This window comes from Streptomyces sp. NPDC085931, assembly GCF_044540565.1.
GTDB lineage: Bacteria > Actinomycetota > Actinomycetes > Streptomycetales > Streptomycetaceae > Streptomyces.
This window is the reverse complement of record NZ_JBITSK010000004.1, coordinates 404,021-428,668: the sequence shown is the minus strand read 5'-3', so window position 1 is coordinate 428,668 and position 24,648 is coordinate 404,021. Positions and strand designations below refer to the sequence as shown.

The following is a 24,648-nucleotide window of genomic DNA, read 5'->3' as shown; positions in this document are numbered from 1 at the left end:
GGAGTACGTCTCGTCCGCAGGACGGATCAGCGACGCCGCCGCGCGCGACCCGTCCGAGCCGCCTTGGCCCGCTTCGCGGCGAAGCGCACGCCCCCAGGACTCTCCCCGACCTCGACCCGCACCACGGTGGACATCGGGTCCACCACGCCCTCGCCCACATGCAGGATGGAGGTTCCCACGGCTCCCAGTTTGCTCAGTGCCGCCGAGGCGCTCTTCAGCTCCTCCTCGGCCGCATCACCCTTGAGCGCCAGCATCTCGCCGTACGGGCGCAGCAGAGGGATGCCCCAGGTGGCAAGACGGTCGAGAGGCGCGACGGCTCGGGCGGTCACCACGTGCACGGGCTGGATCTTCCCCATGACCTCTTCGGCCCGGCCGCGCATGACCGTCACGTGGTCGAGGCCGAGCAGCTCCACGACCTCGGTGAGGAAGTTGGTCCGCCGCAGCAGCGGCTCCAGCAGGGTGATCTTCAGGTCCTCCCGGACCAGCGCCAGTGGAATGCCCGGCAAGCCGGCGCCCGAGCCGACGTCGCACACCGTCACCCCCTCGGGCACGACCTCCGAGAGCACGGCGCAGTTCAGCAGGTGCCGCTCCCACAGGCGGGGCACTTCGCGTGGACCGATGAGACCGCGCTGCACGCCCGCCTCGGCGAGCAGCTCGGCGTACCGCACCGCATCCGCGAAGCGGTCGCCGAACACCTCACGCGCCTGCTCGGGCGCGGGGGGAAGCTCCGCTGCCTCCGTCACGGGGGACCGTCCTTCCGTACCGCGTCGGCGCACCCGGCGCCGACCTCAGAACCACAGAACTATCAGGCTGACAAAGTTCGGCCCCGTCTGCGCAACAGACGGGGCCGGGGAAAGCAGGTGCCGATCAGGCGGGCAGCACGACGACGAAGCGCTGCGGCTCCTCGCCCTCGGACTCGCTGCGCAGGCCGGCGGCCTTGACCGCGTCGTGCACGACCTTGCGCTCGAACGGCGTCATCGGCTGCAGCTTCACGGCCTCGCCGCTGCTCTTGGCCTCGGCGGCGGCCTTGGCGCCCAGCTCGGACAGCTCGGAGCGCTTGCGGGCGCGGTATCCCGCGATGTCGAGCATCAGACGGCTGCGGTCACCGGTCTCCCGGTGCACGGCCAGACGGGTGAGCTCCTGGAGCGCCTCCAGCACCTCACCGTCACGGCCGACCAGCTTCTGCAGGTCACGGCTGCCCGTGTCGCTGATGATCGAGACGGAGGCACGGTCGGCCTCGACGTCCATGTCGATGTCGCCGTCGAGGTCGGCGATGTCGAGCAGACCCTCCAGGTAGTCCGCCGCGATCTCGCCTTCCTGCTCCAGGCGAGTCAGGGTGTCTGCACCCTCGGCAGCGGCGGAGGTGGTGCCTTCCGTCACGGGATGGACTCCTTCTTACTTCTTGGACGGGGACTTGGGCCGCTGGGGGCCCTTGCGCTGCCCGGACTGGGCCTTGCTGCGGGTACCGCCGGCGGGCTTCGCGCCGCCCTTCTTGGCAGCGGCGGGCTTGGCGTCCTCGGGCTCGTCGGACTTGGTCAGCGAGGTCTTCGGCTCCTGCTCACCGGCCGCCTTCGCACCTGCGAGGGCGCCGGACTGGCGCTGCGCCTTGGTCTGCCGCTTGGGCTGCTGGCGCTTCGGCGTACCGGTGGTGGTGGGCGTACCGTCCTCGGCCTGGACGGCGGCAGCGGCTTCGCTCTTGATCACGGTGCCGTCGGCCTGCGCGGCGAGTCCGGCCTTGCTCAGGCCGTTGATGAACTTGCGCTCGTACTCGTTGCGGTCCCGGCCCTTGGCGACGATGGCCTTCACGATGACCCGGTCGCGGCGCCGGGCGACCTTCTCGCGCTGCGTGACGTGCTTGTGCAGTCGCTCCAGGTACTCGGCCTGTGCCTTGGAACCCGGCGTCGGATTGTTGCGGATGACGTACATCTGCTGGCCCATGGTCCACACGTTGGTGGTCAACCAGTAGACGAGGACACCGACGGGGAAGTTGATGCCGAAGACGGCGAACATGACCGGGAAGACGTACATCAGCATCTTCTGCTGCTGCATGAACGGCGTCTTCACCGTGGTGTCGACGTTCTTCGTCATCAGCTGGCGCTGGGTGAAGAACTGCGACGCCGACATCAGAATGATCATGACGGCGGTGACCACGCGGACGTCGGTGAGGGTGGCGCCGAGCGCCTCCACCTTCGACGAGCTGTCGGTGAACTTCACCGCGAGGGGGGCACCGACGATGTGCGCCTTCTGCGCGCTCTGCAGCAGGTTCTCGTTGATCACGCCGATGGTGTCGTTCGAGGCGATGCTGTTGAGCACGTGGTACAGGGCGAAGAAGAACGGGGACTGCGCCAGGATGGGAAGGCACGAGGAGAGCGGGTTGGTGCCCGTCTCCTTGTACAGCTTCATCATCTCTTCGGACTGACGCTGCTTGTCGTTCTTGTAGCGCTCCTGGATCTTCTTCATCTCGGGCTGGAGCGTCTGCATCGCCCGGGTCGCCTTGATCTGCTTCACGAAGAGCGGGATCAGGCAGATACGGATCAGGATCACCAGGGACACGATCGACAGGCCCCAGGCCCACCCGGTGTCGGGGCCGAAGATGGCGCCGTACACCGTGTGGAACTGGACGATGACCCAGGAGACGGGTGTGGTGATGAAGCTGAAGAGGCTGGCAATCGTGTCCACTAATCATGCTCCTTGGGCATGGGACGGTGTCTCTGCGGCCGGGCTCGACGGACTCGACGGACTTGTGGGAGAAGTCTGTCCCTCGGTGGCCGGGTCGGCGGAGGAGGGCCCGCCCTTGCGTGCGCGCCACGCGTTGCGCAGCATTTCGTGCCACCGCGGACGCTTGCGCGGCGGGACGTGGTCCACACCGCCCAGCGACCACGGATTGCACCGCAGGATGCGCCAGGCCGTGAGTGCCGTGCCCTTGATGGCACCGTGCCGGTCGATGGCCGTGTAGCCGTAGTGGGAGCACGACGGGTAGTACTTGCAGACCGGCCCGAGCAGCGGACTGATCGTCCACTGGTAGAGCTTGATCAGAGCCAGCAGCGGGTACTTCATCGCGCGCCCCCTCCCAGCAGCCGTTGAAGGGCGGCGTCCAGGTCTCGGGCCAGCTGTGCATGGTCGGCGTCGCCCGATCCGGGCAGCGCTCGTACGACTACCAGGCTACCGGGGGGCAGCTGGGCGACTCGCTCGCGCATCAGGTGGCGAAGCCTGCGCTTCACCTTGTTGCGCACGACCGCGCCACCCACGGCTTTGCTCACGACGAAACCCGCACGCGTCGGGGGAGCGCTCTCCCCAGGCGCATGCGGGTCCGTGGCACCGCTTCGAAGGTGGACGACGAGGGTCGGGCGGCCTGCCCGACGACCTCGTCGTACCGCGGTCGCGAAGTCCTCGCGCCGCCTCAGCCGGTTCTCGGTGGGCAGCACGACGTCATGACCTGATCGGGATCAGGCGGACAGGCGGGCGCGACCCTTGCTACGGCGGGACGCGAGAATCGCGCGGCCGGCACGGGTGCGCATACGCAGCCGGAAGCCGTGGGTCTTCGCGCGACGACGGTTGTTCGGCTGGAAGGTGCGCTTGCTCACTCGGGGGCTCCAGAAAGAATCGGTGGTTGCGGGGTGCCGTCCTGGCTGTCACCGTGCGCCCACGAGTAGCTCGCAGTTACGCCCGAGTGCACCGCTGACCGATCACCCCAGTGATCTGTGCCCATCGGAGGCAGGCGGCAGCAGCCATCGACAACTCGACCTGGTTACGGTACGCGCGGCTACGCCATCCGGTCAAACCGGGAGTCGCCGGGAGACACTTGTCCACAGGCTGGGGACAACAACTTGAACCGTACCCGCCGCCCTGACTACCGTGACTGGACTCCGATTCGTTCCCTTATCCCTGCCCGACCCGATTTACATCCCGACCCGTCCCCGGATCACACCTTCGAGGGACCCGTGAGAGAGCGTGCCCTGTGGCTGACGTACCTGCCGATCTTGCCGCAGTGTGGCCACGCGTATTGGAGCAGCTCCTCGGGGAGGGCCGCGGCCAAGGGGTCGAGGCGAAGGACGAGCACTGGATCCGGCGCTGCCAGCCGCTCGCGCTGGTCGCCGACACGGCCCTGCTCGCCGTGCCGAACGAATTCGCGAAGGGCGTGCTCGAGGGCCGCCTGGCGCCGGTCGTCAGCGAGACGCTGAGCCGCGAGTGCGGCCGCCCGATCCGGATCGCGATCACCGTGGACGACTCCGCGGGCGAGCCCCCGGCCACGCCGGCGCCCCCCGCCCGTCCCCAGCAGCGCTACGAGGAGCCCGAGCTCCCGTCCGCGCGCCAGGACCGCGATACGTACGACGGCCGCCAGGACCGCGACGGCTACGAGCCACGCGACGGATACGAGGCCCGCCCTGAGCGCGACGGCCGCGACGGCCGCAAGGACCGTGACGGCTATGACGCCCGCCAGGACCGCGGCACGTACGACGGCCGACAGGATCGTGACGCGTACGACAACCGCCCCGACCGCCCGGACCGCCCCGACCGCGACGGCTACGACGGCCGCCAGGACCGTGACGGTGGGTACGAGGGCTACGGCCGGCACCGCGCCGAGCCGTTGCCGGGAACGTCCGGCGACCAGTTGCCGCCCACGCGCGCGGATCAGCTGCCGACGGCCCGCCCGGCGTACCCCTCCGAGTACCAGCGCCCCGAGCCCGGCTCCTGGCCGCGGCCGGCGCAGGACGACTACGGCTGGCAGCAGCAACGCCTCGGCTTCCCCGACCGTGACCCGTACGCGTCACCGTCCCAGGACGCCTACGGCGGGCAGGACTCCTACGGCGCCCCCAAGGAGCCGTACGGATCGCAGGACTACCGTCCGCAGCCCATGGAGCGCCCCTCCTACGAGCAGCCGCGCTCCGATTACGAGGCCGCGCGCCCCGACTACGACCAGCGCGACCCGGTCCGCCGCGAGCTGCCGGAGCCGCCGGCCGGCTCGGGGCACGTGCACCGGGGCGGCCCGGTCGGCCCGAACCTGCCGACGACGGGGGCGCCCGGCCCGCTGGCCGCGCAGCCCGCGCCGGCGACCGGCCCGGGCGAGCCCACCGCCCGCCTGAACCCCAAGTACCTCTTCGACACGTTCGTCATCGGCGCGTCCAACCGCTTCGCGCACGCGGCCGCGGTCGCCGTCGCGGAGGCGCCGGCCAAGGCGTACAACCCCTTGTTCATCTACGGGGAGTCCGGACTCGGCAAGACCCACCTGCTGCACGCCATCGGGCACTACGCGCGCAGCCTGTACCCCGGCACGCGGGTGCGGTACGTGAGCTCGGAGGAGTTCACGAACGAGTTCATCAACTCCATCCGGGACGGCAAGGGCGACAGCTTCCGCAAGCGGTACCGGGAGATGGACATCCTGCTCGTCGACGACATCCAGTTCCTCGCGGACAAGGAGTCGACGCAGGAGGAGTTCTTCCACACCTTCAACACGCTCCACAACGCCAACAAGCAGATCGTGCTCTCCAGCGACCGGCCGCCCAAGCAGCTGGTGACGCTGGAGGACCGGCTGCGCAACCGCTTCGAGTGGGGTCTGATCACGGACGTCCAGCCGCCCGAGCTGGAGACGCGGATCGCGATCCTGCGCAAGAAGGCGGTGCAGGAGCAGCTGAACGCGCCGCCGGAGGTGCTGGAGTTCATCGCGTCCCGGATCTCGCGGAACATCCGTGAGCTGGAGGGCGCGCTGATCCGGGTCACGGCGTTCGCCTCGCTCAACCGGCAGCCCGTGGACCTGGGGCTGACGGAGATCGTCCTCAAGGACCTCATCCCCGGCGGCGACGACTCGGCTCCCGAGATCACCTCCACCGCGATCATGGGCGCCACGGCGGACTACTTCGGGCTGACGGTCGAGGATCTCTGCGGCACGTCCCGCGGCCGGGCCCTTGTCACCGCCCGGCAGATCGCCATGTACCTGTGCCGGGAGCTGACGGACCTGTCGCTGCCGAAGATCGGCGCGCTGTTCGGCGGCCGCGACCACACGACGGTCATGCACGCGGACCGCAAGATCCGCAATCTGATGGCCGAGCGCCGCTCCATCTACAACCAGGTCACGGAGCTCACGAACCGCATCAAGAACGGCTGAACGCCGCTTCGCTAGCCGCTGAGGGCGCCCCCGGAGCCTCCCGGGGGCGCCCTCGCGCATGTGCGCGGACGTCCGTGCCGGTCCTCGTCCGTACCCCGCTGTTCGAATAGCCGCGGGGTTACGGCCTCCCTCCACAGATTCGGTGACTTTCTGCCGTCCACATGCTGGGGACCGGGAAGTTGTCCAGATCGTGTCCACAGGCAGCGCTGTCGAAAGACCATCAGACCAGCTCAGCCGCTTGTGGATTGGTGGACGAACGATCTCCACAGACTGTGGACGAAGCGGTGATCCACAGGCTGTGCACCGAGTTGTCCACGGGCCGCCCACAGGCTGGGGGCGGTTGTCCCCAGCGATCAGCGGCTTCTCCACATGGCTGTCCACTGTTCGGCAACCCGACGCGCCTCCTCACCGCGTCGAGTGAAAGGCGTCACACGAAGGTGCCGGGTTGGGCTGTGGGAAAGGTGGGTAAACCTGGGGACGGCACTGGGGAGAACTCGCCCCTCCCTGTGCACGGGGTGTGCAGAACTTTCCGTTCTCCACAGAGACCCCGGGTTGTCCACCGCCTCCACCCACAGGCCCGGTGGACAAAATTTCCGCTCTGAGCTGGGCAAACGTGGTTATCCACGGTATCCACAGGCCCTACTACTACTCCCGACTAGAGAGAGAGCGGAATCCGTTTCGAAGCGGGTCCTGTGCACAACTCGCTCTCCGGTGCCCGGCCGCCCCTCGTCACGACTTGACCCCGAGAGGCACCTACTGTCAGTGGGGTGCGTCAGACTGGTCCCCGGTGCCCTCCCCCTCACAGGGACCGTCGGCACCGAGACAGACGACGAGGGCCAGGCAGAGCGAGAAGCGCCGGCAACAGCAGGAGGCGGCAACAGTGAAGATCCGGGTGGAACGCGACGTACTCGCGGAGGCAGTGGCCTGGGCGGCTCGCAGCCTCCCGGCCCGTCCGCCGGCGCCTGTCCTCGCCGGCCTGCTCCTCAAGGCCGAGGACGGCCAGCTGAGCCTGTCCGGCTTCGACTACGAGGTCTCCGCCCGGGTGGGCGTCGAGGCCGAGGTCGAGGAGGAGGGCACGGTCCTGGTCTCCGGCCGCCTGCTCGCGGACATCTGCCGCGCGCTGCCCAACCGCCCGGTGGAGATTTCCACAGACGGTGTACGGGCGACGGTGGTCTGCGGCTCCTCGCGGTTCACCCTCCACACCCTGCCCGTGGAGGAGTACCCGGCCCTGCCGCAGATGCCGAACGCGACGGGCACGGTCCCCGGTGAGGTCTTCGCCTCCGCGGCCGCCCAGGTGGCCATCGCCGCCGGCCGCGACGACACGCTGCCCGTCCTCACCGGCGTCCGCATCGAGATCGAGGGCGACACGGTCACGCTGGCCTCCACCGACCGCTACCGCTTCGCGGTCCGCGAGTTCCTGTGGAAGCCGGAGAACCCGGACGCCTCCGCGGTGGCCCTGGTCCCCGCCAAGACGCTCCTGGACACCGCCAAGGCCCTGACCAGCGGCGACCAGGTGACCCTGGCGCTGTCCGGCTCGGGCGCGGGCGAGGGCCTGATCGGCTTCGAGGGCGCCGGCCGCCGGACCACGACCCGCCTGCTGGAGGGCGACCTCCCGAAGTACCGCACGCTGTTCCCGACCGAGTTCAACAGCGTCGCCGTGATCGAGACCGCCCCCTTCGTGGAGGCCGTCAAGCGCGTGGCCCTGGTCGCCGAGCGGAACACCCCGGTGCGGCTCAGCTTCGAGCAGGGCGTGCTCATCCTGGAGGCCGGCTCCAGCGACGACGCACAGGCTGTGGAGAGGGTCGACGCCCAGCTGGAGGGTGACGACATCTCGATCGCCTTCAACCCGACGTTCCTGCTGGACGGTCTGAGCGCCATCGACTCCCCGGTCGCCCAGCTGTCGTTCACGACGTCCACCAAGCCCGCGCTGCTCAGCGGCAAGCCGGCGCTGGACGCCGAGGCGGACGAGGCCTACAAGTACCTGATCATGCCGGTGCGCCTCAGCGGCTGAGCCCTGCCGGCTGTCCACAGGCTGGGGGTAAAGCCGCAGGTGAGGGCGTGCGAGTGAGCGCGTATGCCCACAGATGTGCGCGAGCGTCCGGGATTAGGCTCGGACGCGGCACACACGTGCCGCAGCGCCACGTCGGACACCTGCGAACCTAAGGAAAACAACTGATGGAGCTCGGTCTCGTCGGCCTCGGCAAGATGGGCGGCAACATGCGCGAGCGGATCCGCCGCGCGGGCCACACCGTCTACGGATACGACCGCAACCCGGACCTCGCCGATGTCCACAGCCTGGAAGAGCTGGTGGGCAAGCTCAGCGGACCGCGCGTGGTCTGGGTGATGGTCCCGGCGGGCGAGGCCACCCAGTCCACCATCGACCGGCTCGCCGAGCTGCTGGAGCCCGGTGACGTCGTCGTCGACGGCGGCAACTCCCGCTGGACGGACGACGAGAAGCACGCCGAGGAGCTGGCGGCCAAGGGCATCGGCTTCGTCGACTGCGGTGTCTCCGGCGGCGTGTGGGGCCTGGAGAACGGCTACGCGCTGATGTACGGCGGCGACGCCGAGAACGTCGCGAAGGTGCAGCCGGTCTTCGACGCCCTCAAGCCGGCGGGCGACTTCGGCTCGGTGCACGCCGGCAAGGTCGGCGCGGGCCACTTCGCCAAGATGGTCCACAACGGCATCGAGTACGCGATGATGCAGGCTTACGCCGAGGGCTGGGAGCTGCTGGAGAAGGTCGACTCCGTGACCGACGTCCGGGAGGTCTTCCGCTCCTGGCAGGAGGGCACGGTCATCCGCTCCTGGCTGCTCGACCTCGCGGTGAACGCGCTCGACGAGGACGAGCACCTGGACGGGCTCCGGGGTTATGCACAGGACTCCGGCGAGGGACGCTGGACGGTGGAGGCCGCGATCGACAACGCGGTGCCGCTGCCGGCGATCACCGCGTCGCTGTTCGCGCGGTTCGCCTCCCGCCAGGAGGACTCGCCCCAGATGAAGATGATCGCCGCGCTGCGGAACCAGTTCGGCGGCCACGCGGTCGAGAAGAAGTAGCCGAGAAGCAGTAGCCGGAAGCAACCGAGCACCGAGGGAGGTCGGCGAAACGACCATGCACGTCACGCATCTGTCGCTGGCCGACTTCCGCTCCTATCCCCGGGTCGAGGTCCCGCTCGACCCGGGGGTGACGGCCTTCGTCGGGCCGAACGGGCAGGGCAAGACCAACCTCGTCGAGGCCGTCGGCTATCTCGCCACCCTCGGCAGCCACCGGGTCTCCTCCGACGCCCCCCTGGTCCGCATGGGCGCCGAGCGGGCGATCATCCGGGCCCAGGTCAGACAGGGTGAACGGCAGCAGCTCGTCGAGCTGGAGCTCAACCCGGGCCGCGCCAACCGCGCCCGCATCAACAGGTCCTCGCAGGTCAGACCGCGTGACGTGCTGGGGATCGTCCGGACCGTGCTGTTCGCGCCGGAGGATCTCGCCCTGGTCAAGGGCGACCCCGGGGAGCGGCGCCGCTTCCTCGACGAGCTGATCACCGCCCGCTCCCCGCGCATGGCCGGGGTCCGCTCCGACTACGACCGGGTCCTCAAGCAGCGCAACACCCTGCTGAAGTCGGCCGCGCTCGCCCGACGGCACGGCGGCCGTTCCATGGACATGTCCACGCTGGACGTCTGGGACCAGCACCTCGCGCGCGCGGGCGCCGAGTTGCTCGCCCAGCGGCTCGATCTGATCGCCACGCTCCAGCCGCTGGCCGACAAGGCCTACGAGCAGCTCGCCCCCGGCGGCGGCCCGGTCGCCCTGGAGTACAAGCCGTCCGCGCCGGGCGAGGCGCACACCCGTGAGGACCTGTTCGAGCAGCTGATCGCCGCGCTCGCCGAGGCCCGCAAGCAGGAGATCGAGCGGGGCGTCACCCTCGTGGGACCGCACCGGGACGACCTGCTGCTCAAGCTCGGCCAGCTGCCCGCCAAGGGCTACGCCTCCCACGGCGAGTCCTGGTCGTACGCGCTGGCGCTGCGGCTGGCCTCGTACGACCTGCTGCGGGCGGAGGGCAACGAGCCGGTGCTGGTGCTCGACGACGTCTTCGCCGAACTCGACACCCGCCGGCGCGAGCGGCTCGCCGAGCTGGTCGCCCCCGGGGAGCAGGTCCTGGTCACCGCGGCGGTGGACGACGACGTTCCGCATGTGCTGTCCGGGGTGCGGTTCGCCGTGTCCGAGGGGACGGTGGAGCGCGTATGAGCACGCAGGAGCCGAAGAAGGAGCCTGAGCCCTCGGGGGTCGACCTCGCACGCGTGGCGTTGCGCGCCGCGAAGGAGGCCGCCCGCGCGCGGGGGGACGCGGCGCAGCAGAAGAAGCAGGCGCGCCGGGGCGGTGGGCTGCGCTCCGGCGCGCGCGCCGACGGCCGCGACCCCATGGCGCTCGGGCCCGCGATCAACCGGCTGATCACCGAGCGCGGCTGGGAGGCCCCGGCCGCGGTGGGCGGGGTGATGGGCCGCTGGCCGCAGATCGTCGGCGAGAAGCTCGCCGACCACTGCACCCCGCAGCGGTACGACGAGGACGAGCGCGTCCTGGTCGTGCAGTGCGAGTCGCCGGTCTGGGCGACCGAGGTGCGCCGCCTCGCGCCCGTGCTCGTCGCGCGGCTCAACGAGGACCTCGGGCACGGCACCGTGCGGCAGATCAAGGTCGTCGGTCCCAGCGCTCCCGCGCGCCGTTACGGCCCTCTGCGCGCCCCCGGCAGCAGGGGACCTGGCGACACCTACAGGTGACTTACGTCACGTCTTCTCGCCCCGGACCGGCCCGCGCGGCCGTCCCGTCGCGGCACCGCACACGGTTGCGAATCGGGACCTGACTCCGAAGTAGCCAAGGGTTGACGGCCGGAAGCGCTGAGTGGCTCCGTGAGCCTCTTGGAGCCCCCATCCGTATATCGGGAGTCGGACAAGACCCATCGAGGGCGGCACATGCGGACTCAGGTACCGGCAAACCCCCATCAGTGTCAGTGCTACCGGTAGACTGGAAGCAATCCCGCCCCACTCGCTGGGGACCGTCCGGGAAAAGCTGAGCAACGCTGATCAAGGCTTACCAACGCAACATGCCGCAGCCGCTCCGGCAACCCTCCCCCGGAGGGGGGACCCCCAGAGCCTGGCTCGTGCTGTGCCAGAAAGGGCGCTTCGTGGCCGATTCCGGCAACCCCAACGAGAACATCCCGTCCACCGAGGCCCCGGCCGGAGTCGCCGAGGCCTCCGTAACGGCGTCGTACGACGCCAGTGCCATCACCGTCCTCGAGGGTCTGGACGCGGTCCGCAAGCGACCCGGTATGTACATCGGTTCCACCGGTGAGCGCGGCCTGCACCACCTCGTGTACGAGGTCGTCGACAACTCCGTCGACGAGGCGCTGGCCGGGCACGCGGACACCATCGAGGTGACGATCCTCGCCGACGGCGGCGTCCGGGTCGTCGACAACGGCCGTGGCATCCCGGTGGGCATCGTCCCGTCCGAGGGCAAGCCGGCCGTCGAGGTCGTCCTGACCGTGCTGCACGCGGGCGGCAAGTTCGGCGGCGGCGGCTACGCGGTCTCCGGTGGTCTGCACGGCGTCGGCGTCTCCGTCGTGAACGCCCTGTCCAGCAAGGTCTCCGTCGAGGTGAAGACGGACGGCCACCGCTGGACGCAGGACTACAAGATGGGCGTGCCGACGGCGCCGCTGGCCAAGCACGAGGCCACGGACGAGACGGGCACCTCGGTCACCTTCTGGGCCGACGGCGACATCTTCGAGACCACCGACTACTCCTTCGAGACGCTGTCGCGGCGCTTCCAGGAGATGGCCTTCCTCAACAAGGGCCTGACCATCAAGCTCACCGACGAGCGCGAGTCGGCGAAGGCCACCTCCGGCGCGGACGAGGCCGGCGCGGACGAGACCGCCGAGGTCAAGACGGTCACGTACCACTACGAGGGCGGCATCGTCGACTTCGTGAAGTACCTCAACTCCCGCAAGGGAGAAGCGGTGCACCCGACGGTGATCGACCTGGAGGCCGAGGACAAGGACAAGTCCCTCTCCCTCGAAGTCGCCATGCAGTGGAACAGCGGCTACAGCGAGGGCGTGTACTCGTTCGCCAACATCATCCACACCCACGAGGGCGGCACCCACGAAGAGGGCTTCCGCGCGGCGCTGACGAACCTGATCAACAAGTACGCGCGCGACAAGAAGCTGCTCCGCGAGAAGGACGACAACCTCACGGGCGACGACATCCGCGAGGGTCTCACCGCGATCATCTCGGTGAAGCTGAGCGAGCCGCAGTTCGAGGGCCAGACCAAGACCAAGCTGGGCAACACGGAGGCGAAGACCTTCGTCCAGAAGGCCGTCTACGAGCACCTCAACGACTGGCTGGACCGCAACCCGGTCGAGGCCGCCGACATCGTCCGCAAGGGCATCCAGGCCGCCACCGCGCGCGTGGCCGCCCGCAAGGCCCGCGACCTGACCCGCCGCAAGGGCCTGCTGGAGACCGCGTCCCTGCCGGGCAAGCTCTCCGACTGCCAGTCCAACGACCCCACCAAGTGCGAGATCTTCATCGTCGAGGGTGACTCCGCCGGCGGCTCGGCCAAGTCCGGCCGCAACCCGCAGTACCAGGCGATCCTCCCGATCCGCGGCAAGATCCTCAACGTCGAGAAGGCGCGGATCGACAAGATCCTGCAGAACCAGGAGATCCAGGCGCTGATCTCGGCCTTCGGCACGGGTGTGCACGAGGACTTCGACATCGAGAAGCTCCGCTATCACAAGATCATCCTGATGGCGGACGCCGACGTCGACGGCCAGCACATCAGCACGCTGCTGCTGACCTTCCTGTTCCGCTTCATGCGGCCGCTGGTCGAGGCCGGGCACGTGTACCTGTCCCGTCCCCCGCTGTACAAGATCAAGTGGGGCCGGGACGACATCGAGTACGCCTACTCGGACCGCGAGCGCGACGCGCTGATCGAGATGGGCCGCCAGCGCGGCAAGCGCGTCCGCGAGGACTCGATCCAGCGCTTCAAGGGCCTCGGCGAGATGAACGCCGAGGAGCTGCGCGTGACCACGATGGACCAGGAGCACCGGGTCCTCGGCCAGGTCACCCTGGACGACGCCGCGCAGGCCGACGACCTGTTCTCGGTCCTGATGGGCGAGGACGTCGAGGCCCGCCGCCAGTTCATCCAGCGCAACGCCAAGGACGTCCGCTTCCTCGACATCTGAGTCGGTCTCAGCTGACCGCACCAGGAAGGATCCCCACCAGCAATGACCGACGAGAACACTCCCGTCACCCCGGAAGAGGGCGGCGACCTCGCCATGCGTGTCGAGCCCGTCGGGCTCGAGACCGAGATGCAGCGCTCGTACCTCGACTACGCGATGTCCGTCATCGTCTCGCGCGCGCTGCCCGACGTCCGTGACGGCCTCAAGCCCGTGCACCGCCGCGTCCTGTACGCCATGTACGACGGCGGCTACCGCCCCGAGCGCGGCTTCTACAAGTGCGCCCGCGTCGTCGGCGACGTCATGGGCAACTACCACCCGCACGGCGACTCCTCGATCTACGACGCGCTCGTGCGCCTCGCCCAGCCCTGGTCGATGCGCATGCCGCTCGTCGACTCCAACGGCAACTTCGGCTCCCCGGGCAACGACCCGGCCGCGGCCATGCGGTACACCGAGTGCAAGATGGCGCCGCTGTCGATGGAGATGGTCCGCGACATCGACGAGGAGACCGTCGACTTCACGGACAACTACGACGGCCGCTCCCAGGAGCCGACCGTCCTGCCGGCCCGCTTCCCGAACCTGCTGATCAACGGCTCAGCCGGCATCGCGGTCGGCATGGCGACCAACATCCCGCCGCACAACCTGCGCGAGGTCGCGGCCGGCGCCCAGTGGTACCTGGAGAACCCCGAGGTCTCGCACGAGGAGCTGTTGGACGCCCTCCTGGAGCGCATCAAGGGCCCGGACTTCCCGACCGGCGCGCTCGTCGTCGGCCGCAAGGGCATCGAGGAGGCGTACCGCACCGGCCGCGGCTCCATCACCATGCGCGCGGTGGTCGAGGTCGAGGAGATCCAGGGCCGCCAGTGCCTGGTCGTCACCGAGCTGCCCTACCAGGTGAACCCGGACAACCTGGCGCAGAAGATCGCCGACCTCGTCAAGGACGGCAAGATCGGCGGCATCGCGGACGTCCGCGACGAGACGTCCTCCCGCACGGGCCAGCGGCTGGTGATCGTGCTCAAGCGGGACGCGGTCGCCAAGGTCGTCCTGAACAACCTGTACAAGCACACCGACCTGCAGACGAACTTCGGCGCCAACATGCTGGCGCTGGTGGACGGCGTGCCGCGCACGCTGTCGCTGGACGCGTTCATCCGCCACTGGGTGACGCACCAGATCGAGGTCATCGTCCGCCGCACGCGCTTCCGGCTGCGCAAGGCCGAGGAGCGGGCGCACATTCTGCGCGGCCTGCTGAAGGCCCTGGACGCCATCGACGAGGTCATCGCGCTGATCCGGCGCAGCGACACCGTCGAGATCGCCCGCGGCGGCCTGATGAGCCTGCTGGAGATCGACGAGATCCAGGCCAACGCCATCCTGGAGATGCAGCTGCGCCGGCTGGCCGCCCTGGAGCGCCAGAAGATCGTCCAGGAGCACGACGAGCTCCAGGCGAAGATCAACGAGTACAACGAGATCCTGGCCTCCCCGGTCCGCCAGCGGGGCATCGTCAGCGCGGAGCTGGCCGCGATCGTCGAGAAGTACGGCGACGACCGCAAGACCAAGCTGATCCCGTACGAGGGCGACATGTCCATCGAGGACCTGATCGCCGAGGAGGACATCGTCGTCACGGTCACCCGGGGCGGCTACATCAAGCGCACCAAGACCGACGACTACCGCGCCCAGAAGCGCGGCGGCAAGGGCGTGCGCGGCGCGAAGCTCAAGGAAGACGACATCGTCGACCACTTCTTCGTGTCCACCACGCACCACTGGCTGCTGTTCTTCACGAACAAGGGCCGCGTCTACCGCGTGAAGGGCTACGAGCTGCCGGACGCCGGCCGGGACGCGCGCGGCCAGCACGTGGCGAACCTGCTCGCCTTCCAGCCGGACGAGGCCATCGCCGAGATCCTGGCGATCCGCGACTACGAGGCCGTTCCGTACCTGGTGCTCGCCACCAAGGCGGGACTGGTGAAGAAGACGCCTCTGAAGGATTACGATTCGCCCCGTTCCGGCGGTGTGATCGCGATCAACCTCCGGTCGATGGAGGACGGCTCGGACGACGAACTGATCGGTGCCGAACTCGTCTCGGCCGATGACGATCTGCTTCTGATCAGCAAGAAGGCCCAGTCGATCAGGTTCACCGCATCGGACGACACCCTCCGCCCCATGGGCCGTGCCACCTCGGGTGTCAAGGGCATGAGCTTCCGCGAGGGCGACGAGCTGCTCTCGATGAATGTTGTTCGACCCGGTACGTTCGTGTTCACTGCCACAGACGGCGGGTACGCGAAGCGGACCGCCGTCGACGAGTACCGCGTCCAGGGTCGCGGCGGCCTCGGCATCAAGGCCGCCAAGATCGTCGAGGACCGTGGTTCCCTCGTCGGCGCGCTGGTGGTCGAGGAGACCGACGAGATCCTCGCCATCACGCTGTCGGGCGGTGTGATTCGTACGCGAGTCAACGAGATCAGGGAAACCGGCCGTGACACCATGGGCGTCCAACTGATCAATCTGGGCAAGCGCGATGCCGTCGTGGGCATCGCTCGTAACGCCGAGGCGGGACGCGAGGCGGAGGAGGTCGACGGCGACGTGGTCGTCGACGACACCGCCGAGGGTCCCGGGACCACCGGCACGGACGAGGGTGAGGCGCCCTCGGCCGAGTAGGACGAGGAGTGAGTCAGCGTGAGCGGAGCCACGGGCGCCGGACCGGCCGGTACCTCCAAGGGTACGGAGACGGACGGCGGCGGCCGTGGCTCCGCCGCGCGTGCGGCGGATCCGCACACGACCAACCTGAAGGCGATCAAGTCCCCGGCCAAGGACGCGCCCTCGCCTGACACGCATGGATCACAGGGGGGAACTGTGACGGACACGCGGGGTTCGCGGACCCGGCAGAAGCCCGGGGCGGGCCCGGCCGCCACGGGCGCACCGGCGCAGCCGCAGCCGGCCGCCCAGGACCCGGCCGCCGCCGCGCAGCCGGCGTCGCCGCTGCCGGGGGAACGGCAGACGCAGCAGCCGGCCGGGCCGTACCACCCGCCGCAGGCCTATCCGGCGCAGCAGGGGGCGGCGGCCGGGGCCGACGCGGGGGCCGCGGCAGCGGTGCGGCGGCCGCGCACGGGGGCGCGCACCACGCCGCGGGTCCGCAAGGCGCGTCTGCGGGTGGCGAAGGCCGACCCGTGGTCGGTGATGAAGGTCAGCTTCCTGCTCTCCATCGCGCTGGGCATCTGCACGATCGTCGCGGCCGCGGTGCTGTGGATGGTCATGGACGCGATGGGCGTGTTCTCGACGGTCGGCGGCACGATCTCCGAGGCCACCGGCTCCAACGAGTCCAACGGCTTCGACCTGCAGGCCTTCCTGTCGCTGCCCAACGTCCTGCTGTTCACGTCGATCATCGCGGTCATCGACGTCGTCCTCGCGACGGCCCTCGCGACGCTCGGCGCGTTCATCTACAACCTGTCCGCGGGCTTCGTGGGCGGTGTGGAACTGACGCTCGCCGAGGACGAGTGACGCCCCTCGGTGGCCGCCCCCACAACCGATTTTGGGACTGCCCATGTCGTGCGCTAATCTTCAGGAGTCAGCGCGCGGGACACACACCGCAGAGCGCGGCGGGGCTATAGCTCAGTTGGTTAGAGCGCATCCCTGATAAGGATGAGGCCACAGGTTCAAATCCTGTTAGCCCCACCAGCGTAAAGACCCCCAGTCGATATCGGCTGGGGGTCTTTGACATCCATGGCTGACATCAGCCGATGAGCGGATCTTCCAGAAGCTCGGCGAGCATGCCGACCGCTTCCCGCTCACTGTCGCCGACCACGTGCGTGTAGACGTCCATGGTCATGCTGATCTGGCTGTGCCGGAGGATCGCCTGGGCGACCTTGGGGTGCACCTTCAGGAAGGCGAGCAGGGTCCCGCAGGTGTGCCGGGCGAGGCGGACGGTGATCCGGCGGACGCCGGCGCGCTTGACGAGCCGATCGAAGGTGCGGGAGAAGCCGACCGGGTCGATCATGCCGCCGTGCTCCGAGGAGAAGATCAAGTCCTGATCCGGCGCCTGGGACCAGTGCTCACCGGCGATCTTCCGTTCCAGGGCTTGCAGCTCGCGCCGCTCCTCCAGGACACGGGCGCAGAACTCGGGAAGCGGGAGCACGGCTTGTGAGGACTCCGTCTTGAGGTCCTTGAGGACCAGGCCGACGCCCTTGACCCGCTGGACCTGCTTGACCGGGGTGAAGCGGCCGGCCTCGAAGTCGATGTCCTGCCAGCGCAGGCCGAGCACCTCACTGCGACGGAGCCCGAGGACCAGGACGAGGACGCAGGCCGCGTAGAGCCGGTGGGCGCGGACCGACCGCAGGAAGGCGATGGCTTCCCTGGCGTTCCATGCCGTGCCCCTGTCCTTGATGACCTTGGGCATGTCGACCAGGAGCGCGACGTTGCGCGTGACCAGCTCCTCGCGCATGGCCCGGTTCAGGGCGTTGCGGAGGACGCGGAGGACCTCGAAGCGAGCCGAGGCGCCGACCTTCTCCCGGGCCAGCGTGGCCATGAAGGCCCGGATCTGCGCCGGGGTGAGCTTGACCAGCGGCTTCTTGCCGAGATGCGGCAGCAGGTACAGCCGCACCTTGGACTCGTACTTCACGTACGTGTTGTGCTCGCGTTCCGGCTTGACGATGTGTTCCAACCAGTAGGCCAGCCACACGCCGAGCGTCCAGGACCGAGAAGGCACCGGGATGCCGTTGCGCTCCTGGTCCTGGAGCTTGCCGAGCTTCTCGTTCGCCTCGTCCCACGTCCGGCCGTACACGTACTTGCGCACCCGGTTGCCGTCCGTGTCGGTCACGTAGGCGGCCCCCTGGTACCGGCCATCGGACCGCTTCGTGATCGTGCCACCGCCATTGGGCCGACGCTTGGCCATCAGGCAGCCTCCCCGTTCTGCCCGGCGATGAAGTCGCGGACGGCGTGGTCCGGGATGCGGCGGCATCCGTCGACCTTGATGGACACGAGGCGATGGGTGCGGATCAGGTCGTAGACCTTGGTCCGGCCCATTTTCAGCCGCGCCATGACTTCGGGCACGGTCAACAGCTCCGGAGCAGCGGTGGTCATGCGGCAGCTCCTTCCAGGTCGAGCAAGGCGGGTAGCTCCTCGCGGGCGGTGTCGCGGTTGTGCTGGATGTCCCGGCGGATGTTGGTGGCGAGCCAGGATTCGCCGGGGGTGTGGCCGTGGCCGGCGTAGGCCCAGTGGGCGAGGGTGAGCGTGGTGGCTTCCTCGTCGTCGGGGTCGGGCAGGCCGAGGGCGGCGCGTTGCTGGGCGGCGCGGTAGTCGGCGCGCGCCTGGCGCAGTTCGCCGAGGGTGGTGGAGTAGCGGCGGGACTTGGTGGAGAAGTGGCCGCGGAAGCCGAGCATGTGGGCCCAGTCGCGGAGCTTGCGGTCCGGGTAGAGCGGGTGGAGGTCGAGGCAGGCGGCGATGAGCCGGGCCGGGTGCTCGGGGACGTCGAGCAGGACCAGGGCTTCCTTGTTGCCGATGCGGCGGTCCACGGTGCCGGTGGTCTCGGCTGCTTTGGTGGCGTACTTGGCGACGTAGGAGGCGACCGCCTGCTCGGTGATGTCCTCGCCGTCGCCGAAGGCGCGGATCGGGCGTACGTCGAGCTGGGTGCCCCATCGCAGGGTCCGGGCCGGTTGGTCCCCGGACGGGGGTACGTCGACTTTCACGCGGGCGGTAGAGGCATGAATGGCGTCGGTGAGCAGGTCGAGGGTGGCCCACGCCGGGGGCGGGTCGTCGGGGCCGGCCGGGCCGTCGAAGCGGATCACGGCATGGAAGTGCACCGCCCCGCGCTTCTGGTATTCGGCAACCTTCCCGAACGACACCCGCGACTGCTCGCGTGCGGCCTTCTGCGTGAGTCCGGCCCGCTTGGCGATCTCCCGGCGCAGGTAGATCGTGAAGTAGCGCCACAGCTCGGAGGCGTGGTTGTTCCACAGCACCGAGCCCGCGTAGTCGTAGGCGTCCGGGTCGAGCGGAGTGCCCAGCTCGGGGGCGTCCTCCGCGTGCCAGGTACCGCAGCGACAGGGCCGGTTGCCGGGCCGGTTGTGGACCGGTCCGAATGACGGCGCGGTCAGCGTGGCGAACACCCGAGGGTGATCCCGGATCGTCTCCGGGGTGCCCTTGGCGGGGTCGCCGACGAGGCCGGCGCGGATCAGGTGGTAGGTGTCGCCCGCGTAGGTCCAGGCGCAGGCCGGGCAGCGGGAGGCGCGGCGGTTGCCGCAGGCGACGCGCAGGACCCCACCGGGCTCGGTGTCGGTGGAGTAGGAGTGCAGCACCTGTCCCGTGGCTGCGTCGCGGGTGACGGTCGAGCCGGTCAGGCGGATTGGGTCGGTGCAGCCGCCGGTACGGCGGATCTGGTCCTGGATGCGGTCGAAGCCGGGAGACCCGGCCAGCCTCAGCACGTCGGTGAGGGTGGCCGGGTCCAGGCCCGCCATCGTGGCGGTGTCGGTCACTTGATCACCGCCCCCAGCGAGCGCACACGGCGGGCGGTGCCAGTGCCCTTGCACGTCGGGCAGGTGACGCGGAGAGTGGCGCGAGAGCCGTCCGGGCGGGGGACTCCAGTGGTGATCGCGGCGGTGGCGAAGCCGTCGCAGTCGCGGCAGACACGCGTGTTCTGGGCGTGCTGGGGCATGATGTGGCTTCCCTTTCGGGTCCGTTGGATCTGGATGGGTGGAGCCGTCCGGGGCGGCGGAAGTTTGGCGACCGAGGCCGCCCCGGAGGGCGTTACTTGCTGACAGCGCGGCGCTTGGCCGCGCGGTTGATCGAGTAGGTGAGTCCGCTGGTGGCCGACAGGACCGCGACGGCGGCACCGGCCACGACCTGGGCGACGAAGGCGATGACCAGCAGCACCGCGATCGACCCGGTGACGACGACGAGCGTCAGCACGATCGGCCCTGTGTAGGAGCGGGGTGCTTCCTGCACGATCACGACACGTCGCACAACGGTGCCGGGCGGGAGCCGCCGGTAGACGTCAGCGGGGATGTGTCCGGCGCGGAGCTGGTCCTCAGGGAACTGCATGGCGGTGTCCTCCTCTCAGGTGCAGCGGTGGGTGCGGGCGGCGAGTTCGGCCGCCGAGCGGTCGCGGTGTTCGGTGGAGAAGCCGCACTCTGGGGCGGTGCAGGCGGCGGTGTGACGGGTCTGGCCACGGCCGTTGTTGAACGTGCCGACCCTCACGGGTCCGATGCGGATCACGTCGTAGAAGCGGTTCGGGCGCACCTGGCCACCTCCTTTCAGGCGAGTTGGGCGACGATCGCGCCGGCGAGGTCTTCCGGGATGCCGAGGCGAGCGCGCAGGGTGGCGGTGTCGATGTCGGTCCCGGTGCGGGTGCGGTGCTCGGTGGCGACCTTGCGTGCGTGGTCGACCAGAGCCGGGGGCACCACCGGCACCGAGGCCGGGGCTTCCGGCAGAGCCGGGACCGGTTTGGCCGGGGCGATCTCCGGTCCGTCGTCCGCAACGTCGGGGCGGTCGATGACCGGCGCGGGATCGGCAGAAGCCGCGGGCGCGGGTGCCGCTGTTGGTGTGGGTTCGGTGGGCTGGTGGACGAGGAGGGTTCCGCCGAGGAAGGCCAGCGCGGGCCAGCCAGCGACGAGGATGCGCAACCAGGCCGGTACGTGGTCGAGGTCGAGGAGTCCGGCGGTCGCGACGTTCGCGCCGAGGGAGGCGACCAGGGCGATGACGAACCACGTCCAGGCCGAGCGGTCCCGTCGGGCGCCGCGCAGTCGGCGCCAGGCCGCTACCAACAGCAGGTCGACGGAGACCGGGTAGGCCCACGCCTTCCAGCCGGACTGTCCGGCCGCTTCGGCGAGGTCGTGCAGGTGGGCGAAGGACAGAGCACCGGCGATCACGGCCTGAATGAGCACGGCATCGATGCGGATCGAGCGGAACACGTCCTCACCTCCCCTCAGTGGTTAGGGCTGCGGGACGGACGGCGGTGTGGTGGGCATCGGCGGCACCGCTACGGGCGGGCGGAACGAGGCCAGGAAGGGCAGGTCCGGGGTCAGGTGGGCGTACTCCCGGCAGACGGCCGCCGCTTGCGCCGGCGTGGTCTCGGGGGTGCGGATGCGCGACCAGCCACCGGAGGTGTCACCGGCCACCGCGACACCGGGACGGTCCACCCGGATCGAGGTCGCGGACACGACCGCCTCAGGGGCGATGTCACCCAGGCCCATCTCTGCCGTCTGCTTGTCGTTGACGCGGTGCACCACACGGCCGGTGAGTTGAGCCCGCAGCGCGGTCGCACCGCGGCCGAGGTCGGAGCCGAAGCGCTGTCCGCACACCTCCAGGTAGATCCCGACCGCGCGGGCCATCTGCCCCAGCCGCACGAGCTGCATGACGGTCCGGTCCCGCGCCGCTTCGTCCTTCTTGGAGGTGACGAAGAACAGCTCTGCCACCTCGTCGACCAGGACGACCAGCGGCACCGGCCGCAGCTTCTCGGGCAGGTCCCACAGGTCGGAGACCCCGTGCAGGGCGAGGAGATCGAACCGTTCGCTCATCTCCAGCACCAGCGCGTCTATCAGACGGCCGGCCATGTCCGGATCGGTGGCCAGCGCCGACAGGCGGGGCAGGTACCGGCTGTGCTCGACACCGCGCTTGCAGTCGATCCCCACCAGGCCGACCGGGAGCTTCGCCAGGCCCATCACCAGGTTGCGCTGGTACATGGACTTCCCCGACGAGTTCGCCCCCAGGGTCAGGGCGTGCGGCATCTTGCGGTAGTCCCGCTCGAAGACCGTGCCGTCCTCCCGCAGCGCCACCGGCACCACCAGGTCACGCGGCCGGGCCTTGCGCGGCAGACGCACCCGGCGCAGCACGTCGTAGCCCGTCATCCGCAGCTCGACATAGCCCGGCTTGGTCTCCGCCACGGTCACCGACTGCACCCCGAAGGCGTGCCGCAGCCGCTCCGAGGACGCCGCCACGTCGACCGGCTCCAGACCGGCCGGCAGCCGCAGCGTCACCCGCAGGCCCGTCGAGGTCGGGCGGATGCGGCGGACCTTCGGCGCGACGGGCCGGACCTCACGCCGGGCCAGGTTGCGGGTCATGAACGCCCGCAGCCCCGTCGGCTGCACGGTCAGCCCGCACACCTCCATCGTGGACCGGTAGGACCAGGCGAAGCGGCCCCACGTCAGCGGCAGACCCACCGTCGACCAGTACACGCGCGGAGCCCGAGCCTTGGCGTAGCCGACACCGCCGGCCCCCGCTAACGCCCCCGTGGCCTCCAGCCACAACGTCCAGTCGCTCATGGTCAGGCCGCCGGGGTGATCGCGACCGCGCGGAAGGAGATCCCGTGCCGCTTCTGGCCGTTGAACTCGTTCTCCCAGTCCCGCGCCTTGAGCCCGACGACCCGCACCGGCATGCCCGGCTGGAGCCCTTCCGGCAGGCCCGTCTCCGGGATGGTCACCTGGTAGAGGTTCCCCTCCCCCTCGTCCGAGACCAGCAGGCCCACCGTCGACAGCGGAGCCCCGGTCTCCCGGTCCATCGCCCGCTCCCCGGTTTTGGCGTTGGCCAGCTTCGGCACCGGCGCGGTCGCCACGAACACCACAGCAGTCGAAGTGTCGATCTTGAAGGACGGCATCAGTTCTCCCAGCGTTGAAGACGAGGCAGCCCAAACCGGACTGCATGACGCTCGCTGTCCTAGGACTGCGAGCCGCCGAGAGAGATAGTGCACCGCAGTCCTAGGACTGTCAACAGTCCTAGGACTATGTTTCACTGGACCTTGTCGAGAGGGGTTCGAGATGGCGCCCAAGTGGCGGGAGCTGGCAGACAAGCTGGCCGAGCAGATCAGGAGGGGTGATTACGCCCCCGGCCAGCGACTGCCGCACATCAGAGAGCTTGTCGAGGCAGGCGAAGGCTCCAAGGCCACCGTGCATGCCGCCTACAAGGCGCTGGAAGCCGAAGGTCTGGTCACCTCGTCGCGCGGCCACGGCACGGTCGTGCGCCAGCAAGTTCCCCTCAAGCGCTTGGGCATCGCCCGGTACGACAAGGCCAAGTGGCGGGACGGCGACGAGGTCGCCTTCATCGCGGACCGCGTGGCTTCGGGCCGGGGGTACCGCCGGAACGAGCAGACCCAGACGGTCAGTCGCGTCGTGGCGCCACCGGAGGCGGCAGCCGCACACGGGCTACCGGAAGGCGCCGAGGTCTACGCCCGCGCGCGACTGGTCAAGGAAGGGGACCAGCCGACCCACACGCTGACCAGCTACTACCGGCCCGAGCACGTGGAAGGTACGCGACTGGTGGACCCCACGCCGGGGCCCGCCGGCCGCGGCGGTGGATTTCGCGTGCTGTACGACGCGGGTTACGAGATCGATCACATGAAGGAGCGACTGTTCGCCCGTGCCGCCACACCGGACGAGGTGAAGCAGCTCCAGCTGCCGCCGGGCGAACCGGTCGTCGAGCTGCATCGGACGACCTACACGGCCGACGGCACCGTCGTGGAGTTCGCCATCGGGGTACACGCGGCATCGCGCTTCGCATGGGAGTACGACTTCAAGGTGCCCGACTCGGCGAAGGATAGGGAAGGTCAGCAGTGATCTCGACGCAGGATTGGGCAGACGCCCGGCGCGTGTGGGAGTACCACCAGATGGGCCACTCACCCCGGCCGTGCTCGGTTGCCATCGGACTCGGCAGCCACGACCTGGGCGTGGCCGACACGGCAGTGGACCTGTACAAGCGCGGCATGGCCCCGCTGCTCCTGTTCACCGGTGCCACCAGCCCCACGACGCGGGAACGCATGCCCCGCGGTGAAGCCGTCCACTACCGGGAACGGGCACTGGAGCTCGGCGTCCCCAGTACGGCCGTTCTCGTGGAGCCGCGAGCCCGCAACACGGGCGAGAACATCCGCTTCTCGCGAGAGCTGTTGGAAGAGGGGGGGATCGAGGTGTCCTCGGTACTCCTGATCAGCAAGCCGTATGAGGAGCGGCGGGCGTATGCCACCGCGCGCAAGCTCTGGCCCGAAGTCGAGGTCGTCAGCGCTTCCACTCCTATGACGCTCGACCAGTACGTCGACTCCATCGGTGACGCCCGTCTGGTGATCGACATGCTGGTCGGTGCGCTTCAACGACTGATGATCTACCCCGAGCAGGGATTCATGATCAGCCAACCGGTACCCGCCGACGTGCGCGAGGCATACGAGCGCCTGCGCCAAGCCGGATTCACGAGCCGACTCCTGACCACCGACGCGCCTTCGGCTTGACCCGGGCAAGAGCGAGAGCTGTTACAGGTTTCTCTACCTCATCAAGCCCCGGCTGCGCTCCGCTCCGCCGGGCGCGCTTCCCGGCTCCGCTGCGGGCGCCGCTCCTGCCTTCGGCCCGCTCCGCCCGCGCTGCGCCGACGCGCGCCCACGTGTGGATAGGG

25 protein-coding genes and 1 tRNA gene are annotated in these 24,648 nt (G+C 69.5%); 11 read left to right on the top strand and 15 right to left on the bottom strand.

Translation table 11 applies throughout. The annotated features are described in order from the left end of the window. Positions 1 to 26: 26 nt before the first annotated feature. The 6 genes from rsmG to rpmH form a co-directional block, all read right to left on the bottom strand. On the bottom strand, positions 27 to 743 hold the full coding sequence (gene rsmG, locus ACIGAN_RS10715; RefSeq protein WP_365088568.1) for a 16S rRNA (guanine(527)-N(7))-methyltransferase RsmG: 717 nt from the start codon (positions 741 to 743) through the stop codon (positions 27 to 29). 124 nt (positions 744 to 867) lie between these two features. Beyond that, entirely contained in the window at positions 868 to 1,380 is a 513-nt protein-coding gene (locus tag ACIGAN_RS10710; protein WP_020273088.1) for a Jag family protein, read from the bottom strand. Between the two features lie 15 nt (positions 1,381 to 1,395). Then, positions 1,396 to 2,679 carry a membrane protein insertase YidC gene (gene yidC, locus ACIGAN_RS10705; RefSeq protein WP_365736440.1) on the bottom strand — a complete coding sequence of 428 codons (1,284 nt, stop codon included), beginning with the start codon at positions 2,677 to 2,679 and terminating at the stop codon, positions 1,396 to 1,398. A gap of 3 nt (positions 2,680 to 2,682) precedes the next feature. Further along, positions 2,683 to 3,057, bottom strand: coding sequence for a membrane protein insertion efficiency factor YidD (yidD, locus tag ACIGAN_RS10700; protein WP_365736438.1), 375 nt, complete (start codon positions 3,055 to 3,057; stop codon positions 2,683 to 2,685). Further along, on the bottom strand, positions 3,054 to 3,425 hold the full coding sequence (rnpA, locus tag ACIGAN_RS10695) for a ribonuclease P protein component (RefSeq protein ID WP_078650725.1): 372 nt from the start codon (positions 3,423 to 3,425) through the stop codon (positions 3,054 to 3,056). The genes yidD and rnpA overlap by 4 nt, the downstream gene beginning before the upstream one ends. 21 nt (positions 3,426 to 3,446) lie before the next feature. Beyond that, the gene (rpmH, locus tag ACIGAN_RS10690) at positions 3,447 to 3,584 is read right to left on the bottom strand and encodes a 50S ribosomal protein L34 (protein WP_003956500.1); all 138 of its coding nucleotides are present in this window, start codon (positions 3,582 to 3,584) and stop codon (positions 3,447 to 3,449) included. Between the two features lie 374 nt (positions 3,585 to 3,958). On the opposite strand from rpmH, the gene dnaA reads away from it, so the two are divergent. The 9 genes from dnaA (at position 3,959) to ACIGAN_RS10645 (ending at position 16,965) form a co-directional block, all read left to right on the top strand. Then, positions 3,959 to 6,103, top strand: a complete 2,145-nt coding sequence (gene dnaA, locus ACIGAN_RS10685; protein ID WP_399856695.1) for a chromosomal replication initiator protein DnaA — start codon at positions 3,959 to 3,961, stop codon at positions 6,101 to 6,103. Positions 6,104 to 6,983: 880 nt separating this feature from the next. Then, entirely contained in the window at positions 6,984 to 8,114 is a 1,131-nt protein-coding gene (dnaN, locus tag ACIGAN_RS10680) for a DNA polymerase III subunit beta (protein WP_365088572.1), read from the top strand. 164 nt (positions 8,115 to 8,278) lie between these two features. Next, the gene (gnd, locus tag ACIGAN_RS10675; RefSeq protein WP_365736434.1) at positions 8,279 to 9,154 is read left to right on the top strand and encodes a phosphogluconate dehydrogenase (NAD(+)-dependent, decarboxylating); all 876 of its coding nucleotides are present in this window, start codon (positions 8,279 to 8,281) and stop codon (positions 9,152 to 9,154) included. A gap of 55 nt (positions 9,155 to 9,209) precedes the next feature. Then, entirely contained in the window at positions 9,210 to 10,331 is a 1,122-nt protein-coding gene (gene recF, locus ACIGAN_RS10670; protein ID WP_399856692.1) for a DNA replication/repair protein RecF, read from the top strand. Then, complete coding sequence (locus ACIGAN_RS10665) at positions 10,328 to 10,858, top strand: DUF721 domain-containing protein (RefSeq protein ID WP_399856690.1); 531 nt, start codon at positions 10,328 to 10,330, stop codon at positions 10,856 to 10,858. The genes recF and ACIGAN_RS10665 overlap by 4 nt, the downstream gene beginning before the upstream one ends. Positions 10,859 to 11,238: 380 nt before the next feature. Beyond that, on the top strand, positions 11,239 to 13,311 hold the full coding sequence (gene gyrB / locus ACIGAN_RS10660) for a DNA topoisomerase (ATP-hydrolyzing) subunit B (protein WP_365736582.1): 2,073 nt from the start codon (positions 11,239 to 11,241) through the stop codon (positions 13,309 to 13,311). Positions 13,312 to 13,353: 42 nt separating this feature from the next. Next, positions 13,354 to 15,948, top strand: a complete 2,595-nt coding sequence (gene gyrA / locus ACIGAN_RS10655) for a DNA gyrase subunit A (RefSeq protein WP_365088577.1) — start codon at positions 13,354 to 13,356, stop codon at positions 15,946 to 15,948. An 18-nt stretch (positions 15,949 to 15,966) separates the two neighbouring features. Then, complete coding sequence (locus ACIGAN_RS10650; protein WP_365088578.1) at positions 15,967 to 16,788, top strand: DUF3566 domain-containing protein; 822 nt, start codon at positions 15,967 to 15,969, stop codon at positions 16,786 to 16,788. A 100-nt stretch (positions 16,789 to 16,888) separates the two neighbouring features. Further along, positions 16,889 to 16,965: transfer RNA gene (locus ACIGAN_RS10645), tRNA-Ile, on the top strand. Positions 16,966 to 17,020: 55 nt separating this feature from the next. Here the strand turns inward: ACIGAN_RS10645 and ACIGAN_RS10640 are convergent. From ACIGAN_RS10640 to ACIGAN_RS10600, 9 genes are all read right to left on the bottom strand, one after another. Continuing rightward, entirely contained in the window at positions 17,021 to 18,103 is a 1,083-nt protein-coding gene (locus tag ACIGAN_RS10640; RefSeq protein ID WP_399856687.1) for a tyrosine-type recombinase/integrase, read from the bottom strand. Positions 18,104 to 18,177: 74 nt separating this feature from the next. Then, the gene (locus tag ACIGAN_RS10635) at positions 18,178 to 18,366 is read right to left on the bottom strand and encodes a helix-turn-helix domain-containing protein (protein ID WP_399856685.1); all 189 of its coding nucleotides are present in this window, start codon (positions 18,364 to 18,366) and stop codon (positions 18,178 to 18,180) included. Continuing rightward, complete coding sequence (gene repSA / locus ACIGAN_RS10630) at positions 18,363 to 19,754, bottom strand: replication initiator protein RepSA (RefSeq protein ID WP_399856683.1); 1,392 nt, start codon at positions 19,752 to 19,754, stop codon at positions 18,363 to 18,365. Before repSA ends, ACIGAN_RS10635 begins: the two co-directional genes overlap by 4 nt. Beyond that, on the bottom strand, positions 19,751 to 19,933 hold the full coding sequence (locus ACIGAN_RS10625) for a hypothetical protein (protein ID WP_399856681.1): 183 nt from the start codon (positions 19,931 to 19,933) through the stop codon (positions 19,751 to 19,753). Before ACIGAN_RS10625 ends, repSA begins: the two co-directional genes overlap by 4 nt. 92 nt (positions 19,934 to 20,025) lie before the next feature. Further along, a complete protein-coding gene (locus ACIGAN_RS10620; protein WP_399856679.1) occupies positions 20,026 to 20,319 on the bottom strand; it encodes a hypothetical protein in 294 nt (97 codons plus the stop codon). 15 nt (positions 20,320 to 20,334) lie between these two features. Continuing rightward, a complete protein-coding gene (locus tag ACIGAN_RS10615) occupies positions 20,335 to 20,517 on the bottom strand; it encodes a mobile element transfer protein (protein ID WP_093764424.1) in 183 nt (60 codons plus the stop codon). A 14-nt stretch (positions 20,518 to 20,531) separates the two neighbouring features. Continuing rightward, positions 20,532 to 21,188 carry a DUF2637 domain-containing protein gene (locus tag ACIGAN_RS10610; RefSeq protein ID WP_399856677.1) on the bottom strand — a complete coding sequence of 219 codons (657 nt, stop codon included), beginning with the start codon at positions 21,186 to 21,188 and terminating at the stop codon, positions 20,532 to 20,534. 21 nt (positions 21,189 to 21,209) lie between these two features. Beyond that, positions 21,210 to 22,538 (bottom strand): FtsK/SpoIIIE domain-containing protein, encoded by a 1,329-nt coding sequence (locus tag ACIGAN_RS10605; RefSeq protein ID WP_399856675.1) that lies wholly within the window; start codon positions 22,536 to 22,538, stop codon positions 21,210 to 21,212. A 2-nt stretch (positions 22,539 to 22,540) separates the two neighbouring features. Beyond that, the gene (locus ACIGAN_RS10600; RefSeq protein ID WP_031018264.1) at positions 22,541 to 22,870 is read right to left on the bottom strand and encodes an SCO3933 family regulatory protein; all 330 of its coding nucleotides are present in this window, start codon (positions 22,868 to 22,870) and stop codon (positions 22,541 to 22,543) included. A 160-nt stretch (positions 22,871 to 23,030) separates the two neighbouring features. Between ACIGAN_RS10600 and ACIGAN_RS10595 the strand changes: the two genes are divergently transcribed. Then, positions 23,031 to 23,825 (top strand): GntR family transcriptional regulator, encoded by a 795-nt coding sequence (locus ACIGAN_RS10595; RefSeq protein ID WP_365829858.1) that lies wholly within the window; start codon positions 23,031 to 23,033, stop codon positions 23,823 to 23,825. Continuing rightward, on the top strand, positions 23,822 to 24,487 hold the full coding sequence (locus ACIGAN_RS10590; protein WP_399856673.1) for a YdcF family protein: 666 nt from the start codon (positions 23,822 to 23,824) through the stop codon (positions 24,485 to 24,487). Before ACIGAN_RS10595 ends, ACIGAN_RS10590 begins: the two co-directional genes overlap by 4 nt. Positions 24,488 to 24,648 lie beyond the last annotated feature (161 nt).